This is a genomic window from Ekhidna sp. (genome assembly GCF_965247405.1).
Classification (GTDB): Bacteria; Bacteroidota; Bacteroidia; order Cytophagales; family Cyclobacteriaceae; genus Ekhidna.
In genome coordinates, this window is record NZ_OZ252014.1 from 3,155,237 (window position 1) to 3,168,604 (window position 13,368).

Here is a 13,368-nt window from a genome sequence, read left to right on the forward strand (position 1 = left end):
TTCTATTGTTTAATGATTCTTGTCCATTCAGATCTGCTGGCTTCTTTCCATTCTTCATCTTCAGTCGCCTTATGAAAAGTGATCGCCCGCATTTTGTGTTTGCTATCAATGTAGTGGAGATCCCTGGTATAAAATTGTTGCCCTTCGGGTGTAGTAATCTTGAATTGAATATCAAGGTGCTTTTCTTCATATCTGGAGATCGTACCTGTACCATACCATCCCCATGTGGTGCGCTGCACATAAAATAGATTGCCTTTTGAACGATCAATGAAATTCCAAACTTCAATCAATTGGATAGTGTCCCCATTGTTTTGAACGCCAAAAATGCTTCCGGTTACTGATGAATCGTCCGCCCAATTCTTAAATGACATAAAGAACAGTTTGTAGTCTTCGGGTTTGCCTTCATTGGTTGAATTAGTGGATGACCAGGTGCCTCCAACTACGTGATTCAATAACTCTTTTATGGTTGGAGACTCCTGAGCAGAAACACCCGTTCCTAACAAAAGAAATATGAAAATAAGGTTTTTCATTTTAAGTCTAATTTAAGAATGACTGGTGCAGAGACCTCACTGACCTCCAATGATCCGTCTTCTCCAACTTTTTCAAACTGAGCATTTGCGATATAATAAAAGCTATCATCGACCAGCACACCAGTTGTCGGGTGATCCATACTGGAATGGTTAATCTCTAAAACCTCCCCCTCAATAATTGCATCCTGATATTGGCTTAGCTTATACTTTGCCACCTGAGACAAGTCTGGTTGTATGGCTATCAAATGGTTTTCATAAAAGTAGAGTCCATCCGCACTGGCTATTTTTGTCAATCTGAGATCATTTGCAATAGCCAAGGCAGTAATGGCACCTGTCTTTAGTGAAACTTTAGCTATGCCGCCGGAATGAGCAACGAAAAGATTTGTTCGATTATCAGCAATAGCTAACCCATTAGGATACAACATTAGGTCACCTCTTGCAAATGGCTCTAGTGTGTCATTATTCCTGTCTATTTTGTAAATCGAAGATTCCGCAAACATGTGACTCGCATAAACATCACCATTCTCATCTATAACTAAATCATTGAAAAAGTGAGTTCCTCCTGGCTTTTCTAATGTGTATTTTTTTATAAGCTCACCCGTTTTCAAATTCACCTTGAAAATTCCGGCAGGTCGACCTTCCGTTTCTTCTTTAAGTGAGTAACCTTCGAGGTTATTTCCTCCGGAGCTACAAAACCAAAGTTCATTACGCTGAGGGTCTACTTTGATTCCAATAATCATCCACTGACCAAATTCACCACTTCGTATAAAGACGGATTGATTACCCTTTTCATCCACTTTAGTAATGGTTCCTTTTCTGGTGCTTCCTACATAAAAAGCCCCCGTATTTGGATCGTGAGCGATACTTTCCGGGAGCAGGTCTTTTTCATTAAGTGTGAATGCAATCGAACTATTTTGAGAATGGAGACTAATTGAAATTATAATAGTGAGTGAATAGATGATTTTTCGCATATTGTTTTTAGTGAGATACTACGTAAAAAAAATACATGTTTCTTGTGTTCTATCTCAATTCCGTACTTATTTATCCGGGTCATCCATTCATTTATGTAAATGACTTTTGATCAAAACTCCTACGGAAAAAGTATATTTAGTATCATAAATTCACTCGCCAATGAAAAAGATCGATAAAAAGTATATTCACCCGCAGGTTTTTAGTTTGTATGATGACTATGCGCATAATCGAATGGAACGGCGGGAATTCATTGAAAAGCTTTCATTGTATGCTGTTGGAGGCTTGACGCTCACCTCTCTTATGAGTGCCATCATGCCAGACTATGAAGCGGTTCAAATACCGCAGGATAATCCACAACTAAAGACAGAAACAATTGAGTATGCTTCTCCAAATGGTGGAGGTATCATCAATGCACAACTTTCAAGACCAAAGGATGTGGAAGGTAATCTTCCGGGAATTGTTGTAGTTCACGAAAACCGGGGGTTAAATCCACATATTGCCGATGTAGGAAGAAGAGCAGCCATGGCAGGGTTTATTTCCATTGCCCCTGATGCACTCACGCCTTTGGGAGGTTATCCGGGAAATGATGATGAAGGGCGCTCGATGCAACGTCAAAGAGATCGCAACGGAATGTTGGAAGATTTCATCGCAGCTTTTGAATACTTGAAAAATCATCCGGAATGCACCGGAAGTGTGGGAGTAGTGGGCTTTTGCTTTGGTGGCTGGATATCCAATATGATGGCAGTTAAAGTGCCAGGTTTAAAAGCCGCAGTTCCTTTTTACGGAGGCCAGCCTGATGCGGAGATGGTTCCTCAGATTCGGGCATCTCTATTACTTCATTTTGCCGAATTAGACACTCGGGTAAATGCCGGATGGCCTGCTTATGAGGAGGCCCTGAAAGCTAACAATAAAGAGTATGAAGCTCACATCTATCCAGACACGAATCATGGCTTCCACAATGACACCACTGCCCGATACGATGAAGAAGCAGCAAAGTTGGCATGGGATCGAACCATTCGGTTTTTTCAAGAGAAATTGAAGTAGGCTAGTATAGATCGTTGGCAGGATCTGACTGCCAGTATTCTTTGGTTGCTATATCCATTACTGTGAGCTTCCCGTTCCATCCTGCACCGGTATCCAGGTTCCAGATATTAAATGCCTGCATGGGAGTATCCTCCTGCCAGTTGATTGTAGGTGTGTGCCCGATATAGATTTCTTCAAAAATCTTAAACCGATCCGGTTGTTGACCAGATAATCGCGCCTCCATCGCGTCAGACCACAAGCTACGATCCCAATAGCATTTGGAAGATGGATCTTCGTATTCGGGCCCTTCCGGATTTGTGTAGCCGGCATGAATAAACAATCGATTTTTTTGATCTATGTAATAGTCTTTTTGATCACGAAGAAAAGAATGATGTTTGAGTCTGTCTATTTCGTCACCTGCTTCAATGTACGACTGAATAGAGTCAATTCCACCGTTTTCAGCCCATGCGACAGGAGTTTCTCCGGTTTTCAGCCATGCTTGGAGCCACTGATCATGATTCCCTCGGATGATGATCAGTTTAGGGATTTCAGTAAGTCGTTCAACCACGGTAGCGGTATCGGGATGACGATCGCACACGTCTCCCAGTTGGATCAGTGTATCAGTGTTTATATCGAAACCACATCTATCCAGGCATTGATCCAGCGCTTTGGCATTACCATGAATATCCCCCATCACCAAGATTCGCTCACTCATATGAATTTGATTTCAGGCACTTTAATCGAAACAATTTTCACTTAAATCTCCTTATTTGAATGTAAGCAATAAGATTATGGATCACAAAGTAGAAATCACAGATATATTTTCGCTCACCCACGATGTAAAGCGAATCAAAACCAAAAAACCAGATGGATATGATTTTAAACCTGGTCAAGCGACAGAAGTAGCTATCGATCTACCTGGATTTGAAGATAAAAAAAGACCCTTTACGTTTACGTCATTGCCAGAGGATGAACACCTGGAATTTGTCATTAAATCATATAGGGATCACAACGGAGTTACCAATGCTATTGATGGTCTGGTGGTCGGAAATTCACTGATTATTGGAGATGCATGGGGAGCTATTGAATACAAAGGACGAGGCACCTTCATAGCTGGAGGAGCGGGCATCACACCATTTATTTCTATTCTGCGAGACTTAAATAATAAAGGATCGCTGACTGGAAATAAGCTCATATTCTCGAATAAGACCGGGAAGGACGTGATCCTAGAGGCTGACCTGGATGAGATGCTACAGGATAATTTCACTTCTGTTTTGACCAGGGAAGAGGTGGAAGGTCATAAACACGGAAGGGTAGACATGACATTTCTAAAAGAAAACATTCATGATTTCTCACAGCATTTTTATGTATGTGGTCCGGACAAGATGGTGAGGGAGATCAATGAATTCCTGCAGAAACTGGGAGCCAATGCCGATGCACTGATCTTTGAAAAGTAAGTCCTTTAAAAATCTAAATGATGGATGTGTTCATCGATAATGTCAATGCGGTAGGTGATGCTATTTAAATATTTGACGAGCTCCTTTTCAAACTTACGGATGTCTTTTTCATACTGCTTTACGGTCTCCTGATCAAAATTATCCTGGATGACCTTTAGCATTCCGCACTCGTCAGTGATAAATTTTTTGAAATTGGCAGTTGAGTATTCGGTCTCTAATTTCTCAATGTCCTCAAGTGTGGCAGCCGCTTCTTTATCCTTATTGGTATCAAATTTTTCCCTTACAATGAAATAAAGCGTAGTGTCCCAGTGGTGGATATTATCTAATAAGTTGATTGTGGATTTACGATATCCCTCAGTTAAGCAGAATTCCTGTATGCCCTGGTAGTTTTTCATCCTAATGGCTGTCTCATCCCATCGTACAGTTAGATCGTCAATGATAGCAACAATATCAACTTCAGCTTTTTTCTGGGAAGTGGCGTTGAAGCATAAGAAAATCAAGAGTGTAAGAATGGAATATTTCATTTCAGCGTTATTTATTCCAAGATACTAAAACCTGCTCTGCCAGAAAAAGAGGTAATGATCGTCGTACCGGTATGGATTGTTCTTTTTAACGAGTTGGTTATATTCTCTAGCTATTCGAATGATATCATCTTCTTCGTTTCGATATCCAATGATTTTATTCTTGATCTTTTTTGCCAGCTCAGGATAATCTGATACCAACTTTGCTGCTTTCTTTTCAAATTTGCCGAGGTAGAATCCATCGTCTAGCTGGCTCTCTTTGTAGATAGCAAAAGCAGATTCGATATTTTCCCTGGTGATAGGATTTGTATAGTACTCCCGGTATATGCTTAGTGGACCCTGCTCATATACCAGCATAAAATCACCATCTATTGCATTTCCTACTTCAGGATTTTTAAACAGGTACCCATCAAACACGATATAAACGATATTTTCTTTAGCATACCGCTGAAAATCCATGTCTTCGAATTGCTCCTTCTTGTTAATCAAACTGGAAAGACCGCTGTATGACCATTGAATTTCTCGGGTTCCACCGTCTTCATAAATGAGAAGCAATGTGTAAGCAGTGTAATACGTATACTGGGCGTCTATTTCCCAGAATGTTTCGTCATTGATATTCTTCGCCTTTTCCAAATAAGGCCTTTCATTAAAGAAGGTCTGCCACTTCTCGGCCTCTAAATGGTTTTGTGAATAACAAAACCAGCCCATAATAAGCAGGTAGAAGTAAGTAATTCCTTTCGTTGGATTCATTTCTATATAGACGAACAAAAAAAATAAAACCCGATGAAAAAGCATCGTAACTACCTTTTTTATAGGAATTTTTCAATTGATTATTTACATTTTTATATTATTGTAATGATGAATCGCCTCTCGCTGCTTTTATTGACATTCATAACCTTTGCTTGCTCGTCAGATTTTGATGAAGAGTGGAAGCGAATTCCATACGAAAGTGTTCACTTTAATAAGCTGGTCGTTGTAGGTCTTTCTCATGATCTGGAAACACGAAAATTCTACGAAGAGGAGGCTGTTTCAGAGCTTGAAAAAGCAGGATTTCATGCCATTGAAGGACTTAATATCTTTCCGCAACAAGTAACAGAACTTGACCACAATCAGGATAGTATTTCTACTCTTATTGTTGAAAATGGCGTTGATGCGGTTTTGGTGATCAAAATTCTCCATGAGAATGACGATGAATACATGATGCCAGAGGATTACAGTAAATTCAAAAAGATGTATTTCAGACGAAGGTCATTTCACACTTACAATGCCAATTACTATGAGCGGCCTGATAAGTACTTCATGATTGCAACCCTTTACAATCTCAAGGAAAAACATGAAGAAAACGAAGAAACAGTGATATGGAGAGCTTCCAGTGTTATTTTAAACCCAGCTGAGAATCTTGAATTCAAGAAGGAGTTTATTGATAATACTGTGGAGCATATTACTGAACAGCATCTGATTGAGTAACTCATGCCTTAAGGAAAGCATCGACTCTGTTGTACGATTTTTTTAAAAAATTAGATCGTGCTGATCGCGGACTTCAAGCCATCATAGGTCCATGGCTTGTCTATGAATCGATCTATCAGGTTGGTCTGGATTGCCTCGCTCACTTCTCCCTCTGCTGCATACCCTGAAATCATTACCTTCTTCGGTGAGGCAGAAATTCCCATTTCCTCCATCTCTTTTAGAAACTCCACACCTGACATGAGTGGCATACGCTGATCAGTGAATACGAATTCCACATGATTGTTTTTCACAAACTCAAGGGCTTCCTCAGGAAACGTCGTTGTGAAAACGTCAAAATCTTTTTTGAACATTTCCTTAAATAGGAGGAGGTTGATTTCCTCGTCATCTAAATAGACTACTTTAGGCATGCTTTCACTCATTAAATTTATACACTGGTTGACATAAACAAATCTAAGGGAATAATGATTTAGTTTGAAGAGCAATCATTTCATTTCGATGAATTACACCTGTTTGCTGAGCAAAAGGTCCTTTAGGTTCTGATAAGACCATGGTTTGCTAACAAAGTGATCGATTAAACGCGTTTCTAACGCTTCATCTACCTCACCTTCCTGTGTAAAACCCGATATGATCACCTTCATTGAATCAGCAGAAATCTCCTGATTTTTCAGTTCCTTCAAAAATTCCACACCAGTCATAGAGGGCATCAATTGATCTGTGAGAACGAAATCAAGTTGATTGTTCCTCACATGCTCAATGGCAGTGTTGGGATTGGTGGTGGTGAAAATTTCAAAATCCTTTTTAAACATTTCGTTAAAAAGAATCAGGTTAATTTCCTCATCATCCAGATATATTAACGATGGTTTGGTATCGTTCATTGGCGTTAATTAGCTAGCGGTAATTTTATAATAAATTCAGCTCCTTTCCCCAACTCCGAGTTGACAATAATTGTTCCCCCATGTCGCTCTACTATTCCATAGGTAATAGCCAGACCCAGCCCTGTACCGGCTCCTATTTTTTTAGTAGTATAGAAAGGATCAAATATTTTTTGTTGATCTTCTTCACTCATTCCCTTCCCGTTATCCTTAACAGCTATCTCAATAGTACCCCTATTCAAAGAGGTAGACACATTAACCAATCCCTCTTTGCCTTTTTCACTCACAGCATCAATAGAGTTGTTGATAACGTTCAGAAATGCCTGACTTAGTTGTCCTTTGTATCCATCAATTTCAGGGATGCTATCATCCAGATTTTTCTCGATCTTCACAGCGTCCTTGTGGCGGCTATTTAAAAGTAGCAATGCCACATCTATATCGTCATTGATATCAATTTTCGTCTTCCTCTCCGTTTCAGATCGGGAAAAGATTCTTAGTCCTTTTACAATCTCTGTTGTACGCTCGGCACCAACTTTGATACTTGTAATCATCTGATCAATTACTCCCTGAGCTTCATCATAGCTTGCTTTTTCACGTTCTTTTACCAGATTCTGAAGTGTGGATTTGATATCCTCTTCGTTTTCATTTAGCTCTGACACTCTGGAGATTACCGGTTTGATTTCGGAGAATTTATCGCTCAGCACATGGATACCAGAGTACACAAAGTTGATAGCATTGTTGATCTCGTGAGCTATTCCGGCAGTAAGCACACCCAGAGAGGCCATTTTTTCAGATTGAACAAGCTGTGATTGAGTTTCCTGGAGCTCTTCCAGCAGACGAGCCAGGTCTTCTTTCTGATCTGCCAGTTTTTTTGCGGCTCGTTTCCTGGCGCGGTAAGCTGTAAAAATCAGGAAGGATAGCACTACAAGTACAACTAAAAATAAGACAAGAAAGATCAGTGCACTCTGCTGTGAACTTACGATCGTGGACATCTCACCTAGTCGCTCTTCTCTTTGTTCTATCTCTTCATTTTGTGCGGCAATCCGGTTTTGCTGTTCTTCCAGTGTTTTGTTCCCTTCTGCAACACGATCTTTCTGAAGGTCAATCTCTTCTGTCAGTACATTCAGATCATCCTCCCTTTTTTCCAATGTGTCAGTTAGCTCCAGTAGGCGTTTTTCAGATTCGGCAAATTCTCTTCTCAGGCTGTCCAATGCATTTGTTTGAAGAATTATTTGTAATTCCTTTTGCTGGATTTCTTTGTTTTTATCTTTTATCTCCTCCGTCTGCCTTAAGAAGATGCCTGTTGCAGCAGCGGTATTTATACTTAAAGAATCAAACTGTTCTTTGAGGGCTTCAGCTCTCAATTCCATAGCCCTGACTGAATCCCGAACCTGTTTGAATATTTTAGCTAAATCAACTTCAGATCCACCCAGTCCATCCATACCGGGTTTGATACGTAACCCCTGATTAATAATATTGGCACGATTCATTTCAAATGTCAATCCACCCGATCGATCCAGGAAATTAATCATGATGTCACGCTGCTTATCATAGCTATCCGTAATCAATAGCACTGAGGTGCCACCGATTCTGTCTAAAAGTGTAGGAATGGTTGCATTGTATCGGTTAGAAACAAAAATCACATCTGCATCCTGTGGCACTATGACATAGCTGGTAAAGCCCACTTCAACTGGTCTTCCTGAAATTTTTTGAGAAGCACTTGTTGTTCTAAACTCGGCTTTTAAATCATCATCGGTGGTAATGATATGAATTTTGAATGGGGTGTCTTCTTCTGGCCACTCGATATTTTTAATAAATGAATAAGTGGACGTCACCATCTTCTTTTGACGATCTGTCTGAGCGTAAGTCAGGTGGCTTATTAAAAGCGTTATAAGTAAGAGCGCTATTCCCTTCTGAATTTTCATTATAGGATCGGTGACAACTTGAAATATAGCCATTTTAAATCTGTTCATACCAGCAATTAGATAAGTCATAGACTTAATTAGATGAACAATGAATTAATGAAGAGATAGATTTTGACCAATAAATTAAGTCAGAATAAGCAGGTAATTGGACAGATGTAACAATTGTTGAATTCATTTGAAAATAAGCCTTGATTTAGTGATTAATCCGGAATTTTCAAATGATTGTTTCAGGGTATTATTTAAATGGTTCCCGTATAGCTCAGAGCCATATGTTTTAAATCATTAGGGGTTTATAAATGGCTGAATAGAATTGAGAGTTAGTTCTTTAATTTACTCTGATCTCAAACTATTCACCGGATTTGAAGTGGCAGCTTTTATGGAATGATAGCTTATGGTAGAAATTGCAATAACAGCCGCAATGAAACTTCCGATTACAAAGAAGTACCAGCTCAGATCTATTCTAAAAGCAAAATTTGAAAGCCACTCATTCATAAAGTAGTAGGCAATTGGTATACCAATGAGCGTAGCTATTGCAACCAATCGTAGAAAATCTCTGGAGAGCATCCCTACAATGGAACGCTCATGAGCACCTAAGACTTTCCTGACTGCAATTTCTTTGATGCGTTGCTCTGCCACAAAAGCAGATAAACCGTATAATCCCAAACAAGCAATAGCTATTGCCAGCATGCAAAAAATGATAATGAATTGATTGAACTGTTCTTCATCCTTGTAGGCACCTTCGAAGTATTCGTCCAGAAATTGATAATTAAAATCAGCAGGAGCATTCCATTTTATCCACATTTCTTCAATGCTTGATAGTACCTCATTGGTTTTGTCAGCCTGAACTTTGACCATTAATCTGCGACTTGGCGAATGATGAATCACAAGTGGGTCTATAGGTCGCTCAAGGGAGTGATGATGAAAATCCTTAACGATTCCTATAACCACTCCTTTTTTATCCATTGCCCAATCACCACTATGCGTCGTGTAATATTCGATCGATTTTCCTATCGGATCTTTCCAACTTTCGCCATATTCTTCAATAGCTCTTTTCCAGCCACTTTCGTTAAGGATAAATGCTGAACTGTCAGTGGGAATATCTTCAGAAAAGGTTCTGCCCAGCACCATTTCAACCCCAAGCGCATCGAGGGTATTATGCCCAACATAGTAACCCAGCCATGGGTCACCAAAGGGATCTTCATAATCTGAGAAGTCTTCAAATTTGTATCCCCAATAAAAAGCGTTATCCCCTGGGATATGTCTACTTGCCATAACGGATTTCACTCCATGAACAGTCTGTACCTGATCTTTGATGATGTTCCACTTTCTCCGCAGTGCATCTGAACTTCCATAGTTCATTACAATCGTATTTTCAGGCTCAAAGCCAAGGTCCTTCTGTTTGACAAAGAGCATTTGTTTGTACACTACCATAGCACCTATAATCAATGCGATAGAAATGGTAAACTGAAAAACAACCAGGGTTTTCCGAACCCAACCATTGCCGCCGCGTACTGCATTATTTCCCGATAAAATTGAAATAGGCTGGAATGAGGATAGTAAAAGGGCAGGGTAGCTCCCAGTAATTAGAATAGTGATTAGCGTGAGAATTATACAACTCACTACAACAAGTACGATATCATCCAGTCCCAGGAGCAAATCAATTTCTGCAAGTCGGTTTATTGGGGGGATGGCTACTATAAGAATGGCTATGGCCAGCATAACCGCCATTAAGGTCATGATAGCAGATTCGGCAAAAAATTGAATGATCAGCTGCTTTCGAAATGCACCCATCACCTTGCGTATTCCTACTTCTTTCGAGCGCCTAGAAGCCTGAGCTGTGGCCAGGTTCATGAAATTGATACAGGCAATGAAAAGAATGATGACTGCAATAGCCGAAAAGATCCGAACCTGATTGATATTACCATGAGCTGTGTAATCTGATCTCAAATCATATGATTCCAAATACAGATCTTCCAGCGGCATGAAATCGATGGTGATTGAGTCGGCTTCAGCATCATAGTATTTATTCCACATCTCCTGATATTTTTCTTCCATAAGTTGTGGATCTGTGCCGGGCTTGAGTTTAACGTAACTTCCAATCCAATCATTTGGCCACAAATTCATGATGTTAAGGGAGCGATCATCATGTAGCAACTCGAATGGCAAAACCATATCAAACTGAAGATGGGAGTTGAAAGGGATGTCTTCAAAAACCGCAGTTACTTTAAATGGTATTTCTTCATCATTGATGACATTGTCGATATTTAATACCTGGCCAATAGGGTCACTTTCACCAAAGAATTTTTTGGCATGCGACCTGGAAATTGCTACACTGTTTTTATCCTTCAGACAGGTATGTTTGTCACCCCTAAGTAACGGGAATGAGAAAAAATTGAAGAAGTTGGAATCAGCGACCAAAAGATCCTCATAGTAAACTTCATCGTTTGAAAGCGAAACTCTTCGGTCGGTTTTCCAAAAATTGATTCGATTAAAGCTCTTCACTTCTGAATAGTCCCTTGCATAGGTTGGGGCGGCCTGAGCATTGATATATCCATATACATGTTGCAATCGATAGATGTCTTCTCCATCTGCATGAAACTTGTCGTAGCTGGTTTCTATCTTGATAAACAGGAAGATCATAAAAACACAAGCCAATCCTATACCGAGTCCACTGATGTTGATGATTGAATAGCTTTTGTGCTTGAAAAGATTTCTAAATGCAACTTTGATATAATTCTGCAGCATACTGAATGAGTTAGTTGATTGACGTTTTCTTTCGGCGCGGTACATTCTTGCATAGCGAATTACCTCTATCAGATATATGAAGTTGGCCCTGAACTTACCTTTGACTTTGGCATATTCTTGATAGTCCTCGGCCAGATCACCGGATACTTCTTCATAAAACTCCTTGCTGATAAGTAAGGATAGGAGCTTGCTTGCAAACTTGGGTGGCGTGTTGGACATTTTAGCTAGGGTTTGGCATGATTTGCAACATATTTGTCCAAAGCGCATCGCGTTTAGATTTAAGCGCTTCAAGTGCCTGGAACCCTTGTGGGGTGATTTCAAATAGGCGTTTACGCTTGCCACCTCGTTCAGGGGTGGATTCACCAAACTTACTTTTAACGAACTGTTTGTTTTCCAAACGTGAAAGAACGGTATGAATAGAGCTCATAACCACTTTTCGATCCATTTTTTCAGTCAGTTCTTTTTTGATTGCTGGTGCGTAAGCTTCAGGATAGAGTGACCCTACGGTGAGTAGTATTAGCTCTTCCAGTTCACCAAGATGTTCTCCTCGCATATAAAATTCTGATTTGTCGACTTTATGATACGGAGTTAATCATATAATGTTCTGATTTGTAGAATTTATTAGTAAAAGCCAAGGCTATTCATTCTTGAATTTTTCCCGAACCTTAGCTCTTAGTTGATTGAGCGTCATCTTATCACTGGACTCTAAATGCACCTCAATGTGTCGGGTTTTATGTGCTTCCTGGATTGCTTCTGCAAGTTTACTTTTGACTAGTCCGGGACCAAGAATTAAGACTTCTTTACAGTGCTCTATGCTATCCAGGATATCAGCAAAATAGCTTTTGATTGCATGCTTTCGCTTTTCAAGTACTTTGCTTTCGGATCGGGCATCTTGCGGACCGTAGGGAGTAGCAGATCCTGAACCTCCTTTTGTGTGACCGATGGTGAATTCAGAATTAACCACTTCAATGATTTCAGCACCTGTTGCCAGAATGGCCTCATTCAGGTCTATCCAAATACCCATTTGAACTTTTGTCTTCATCTAAACAAAATAGGTTCGATTAGTTATCATTTAAAATGATGATCTGCAGCTTGCTATTTGATGTTTGTCAGGTAGATAGCAATTCATGCTTGTTCAGCATACTTTTTTAACCATTCAACGAATAATTATGTAACTCTTTTAGTGGTATTCGTATAGAAAATGTACTGGACAATAAAAGAACGAAAAACTCATGAAGGCTAAACAAATTTTACTAATTGTCTATTTGACAATTCTTGCAATTACCCTGATCCTTGGGTAGTCTCTAACCCCTGTAAACAGGAGAGGATAATAGCGAATTTCTCTAACTGGTGAAATCCATCAATGATATAATTAAGTTCCGTTGCTGATTTAGCTCATTGGTTCTGTCTAATAATCAATCAATATTTACAGTGTTCTTTTAAAGGAACACATCATAGAAGAGAGCGTTATTGGTATAATCGTTTTAAGCCTGGCTTTAAATGATTACCAATCTTAAAGGCAGGATATATCCTGCCTTTGATTTTTATCGTAATATCATTGATATGAAAACAGGTGAACGGTACAATAACTACGATTTAGATGGGGATTTCATCTCCTACATTCGCATGATTGATGATAAAAATATACATCTATATGATGGAGAAGGAAACCAGTTGGGCTATGGTAAGATATTGGATGATTCCCGTTTCAATATTTATGATATGGATGGTAACCTTACCTCACACGGTATAAGAAAAGAAGGGCCGGCGTATAGTTTATTTGATAATGAGGGTGATCAGATTGGATATGGAAATCGGTCATAGGCTTTAACAACAATCGTTACTGCAGGTTAATC

At 39.6% G+C, this 13,368-nt stretch carries 15 protein-coding genes; 4 read left to right on the forward strand and 11 right to left on the reverse strand.

Features of this window, described 5'->3' with window-relative positions; translation table 11 throughout:
- Positions 1 to 2: 2 nt before the first annotated feature.
- Both ACP14Y_RS14600 and ACP14Y_RS14605 read right to left on the reverse strand, forming a co-directional pair.
- Complete coding sequence (locus tag ACP14Y_RS14600) at positions 3 to 530, reverse strand: hypothetical protein (protein WP_424963671.1); 528 nt, start codon at positions 528 to 530, stop codon at positions 3 to 5.
- On the reverse strand, positions 527 to 1,501 hold the full coding sequence (locus ACP14Y_RS14605) for an SMP-30/gluconolactonase/LRE family protein (RefSeq protein WP_424963672.1): 975 nt from the start codon (positions 1,499 to 1,501) through the stop codon (positions 527 to 529). The genes ACP14Y_RS14600 and ACP14Y_RS14605 overlap by 4 nt, the downstream gene beginning before the upstream one ends.
- A gap of 160 nt (positions 1,502 to 1,661) precedes the next feature.
- Here ACP14Y_RS14605 and ACP14Y_RS14610 point away from each other — a divergent pair, with 160 nt between their 5' ends.
- Entirely contained in the window at positions 1,662 to 2,546 is an 885-nt protein-coding gene (locus ACP14Y_RS14610; RefSeq protein WP_424963673.1) for a dienelactone hydrolase family protein, read from the forward strand.
- Between the two features lies 1 nt (position 2,547).
- On the opposite strand, the gene ACP14Y_RS14615 is transcribed toward ACP14Y_RS14610, so the two are convergent.
- Positions 2,548 to 3,240 (reverse strand): metallophosphoesterase, encoded by a 693-nt coding sequence (locus ACP14Y_RS14615; protein WP_424963675.1) that lies wholly within the window; start codon positions 3,238 to 3,240, stop codon positions 2,548 to 2,550.
- Positions 3,241 to 3,316: 76 nt separating this feature from the next.
- Here ACP14Y_RS14615 and ACP14Y_RS14620 point away from each other — a divergent pair, with 76 nt between their 5' ends.
- The gene (locus ACP14Y_RS14620; protein ID WP_424963676.1) at positions 3,317 to 3,982 is read left to right on the forward strand and encodes an FAD-binding oxidoreductase; all 666 of its coding nucleotides are present in this window, start codon (positions 3,317 to 3,319) and stop codon (positions 3,980 to 3,982) included.
- A gap of 5 nt (positions 3,983 to 3,987) precedes the next feature.
- Here ACP14Y_RS14620 and ACP14Y_RS14625 read toward each other — a convergent pair whose 3' ends face one another.
- Together ACP14Y_RS14625 and ACP14Y_RS14630 are read right to left on the reverse strand one after the other, a co-directional pair.
- Complete coding sequence (locus ACP14Y_RS14625; protein ID WP_424963677.1) at positions 3,988 to 4,506, reverse strand: hypothetical protein; 519 nt, start codon at positions 4,504 to 4,506, stop codon at positions 3,988 to 3,990.
- 24 nt (positions 4,507 to 4,530) lie between these two features.
- Positions 4,531 to 5,253 carry a hypothetical protein gene (locus ACP14Y_RS14630; protein WP_349562665.1) on the reverse strand — a complete coding sequence of 241 codons (723 nt, stop codon included), beginning with the start codon at positions 5,251 to 5,253 and terminating at the stop codon, positions 4,531 to 4,533.
- 105 nt (positions 5,254 to 5,358) lie between these two features.
- Here ACP14Y_RS14630 and ACP14Y_RS14635 point away from each other — a divergent pair, with 105 nt between their 5' ends.
- A complete protein-coding gene (locus ACP14Y_RS14635; protein WP_424963678.1) occupies positions 5,359 to 5,970 on the forward strand; it encodes a hypothetical protein in 612 nt (203 codons plus the stop codon).
- Positions 5,971 to 6,020: 50 nt separating this feature from the next.
- Here the strand turns inward: ACP14Y_RS14635 and ACP14Y_RS14640 are convergent, their stop codons facing one another.
- From ACP14Y_RS14640 to ACP14Y_RS14665, 6 genes are all read right to left on the reverse strand, one after another.
- Complete coding sequence (locus ACP14Y_RS14640) at positions 6,021 to 6,377, reverse strand: response regulator (protein WP_349562663.1); 357 nt, start codon at positions 6,375 to 6,377, stop codon at positions 6,021 to 6,023.
- A 93-nt stretch (positions 6,378 to 6,470) separates the two neighbouring features.
- Positions 6,471 to 6,845, reverse strand: coding sequence for a response regulator (locus ACP14Y_RS14645; RefSeq protein WP_349562662.1), 375 nt, complete (start codon positions 6,843 to 6,845; stop codon positions 6,471 to 6,473).
- Positions 6,846 to 6,850: 5 nt separating this feature from the next.
- On the reverse strand, positions 6,851 to 8,815 hold the full coding sequence (locus ACP14Y_RS14650; protein ID WP_424963679.1) for a YfiR/HmsC family protein: 1,965 nt from the start codon (positions 8,813 to 8,815) through the stop codon (positions 6,851 to 6,853).
- A gap of 282 nt (positions 8,816 to 9,097) precedes the next feature.
- Entirely contained in the window at positions 9,098 to 11,731 is a 2,634-nt protein-coding gene (locus ACP14Y_RS14655) for an ABC transporter permease (RefSeq protein ID WP_424963680.1), read from the reverse strand.
- 1 nt (position 11,732) lies between these two features.
- Complete coding sequence (locus ACP14Y_RS14660; protein WP_349562659.1) at positions 11,733 to 12,065, reverse strand: PadR family transcriptional regulator; 333 nt, start codon at positions 12,063 to 12,065, stop codon at positions 11,733 to 11,735.
- Between the two features lie 84 nt (positions 12,066 to 12,149).
- Positions 12,150 to 12,554, reverse strand: coding sequence for a hypothetical protein (locus ACP14Y_RS14665; protein WP_350205883.1), 405 nt, complete (start codon positions 12,552 to 12,554; stop codon positions 12,150 to 12,152).
- 458 nt (positions 12,555 to 13,012) lie between these two features.
- Between ACP14Y_RS14665 and ACP14Y_RS14670 the strand changes: the two genes are divergently transcribed.
- Positions 13,013 to 13,336 (forward strand): hypothetical protein, encoded by a 324-nt coding sequence (locus ACP14Y_RS14670; RefSeq protein ID WP_349562657.1) that lies wholly within the window; start codon positions 13,013 to 13,015, stop codon positions 13,334 to 13,336.
- Positions 13,337 to 13,368 lie beyond the last annotated feature (32 nt).